A 252-nucleotide genomic window follows, 5' to 3' on the forward strand; every position below is an offset into this window, starting at 1 on the left:
GTGCCCTCCGCCTATGTCCGCGTCGTCACTGAGCACGGCCGGGCGCTGAACCACTTCAACAAGAAGTCCAAGGGGTTGCTCGTGCGTGCTCTCGCCGAGGATCGGCCCCGTGTGGCTTCCCTCCGCTCCCTCCGGCGCTGGGCCGAGAGCCGAGGCGTCGTGCTGCGTGACACGGAGCAACCGGGTGTTCTGGAGCTCGTCGTCCACGAGTGACCGCGCAAGTCCGCGCATGACCGCTTCCGCGTGGGTCTT

At 67.9% G+C, this 252-nt stretch carries 1 protein-coding gene; it reads left to right on the forward strand.

The genetic code is table 11. From position 1 onward, the window contains the following. A partial coding sequence (locus SB773_RS33395; RefSeq protein WP_410594742.1) for a hypothetical protein occupies positions 1-213 on the forward strand: 213 nt, incomplete at its 5' end. Positions 214-252 lie beyond the last annotated feature (39 nt).

Source organism: Bacillus sp. SIMBA_074, assembly GCF_046534555.1.
GTDB classification, from domain to species: domain Bacteria; phylum Bacillota; class Bacilli; order Bacillales; family Bacillaceae_G; genus Bacillus_A; species Bacillus_A mycoides.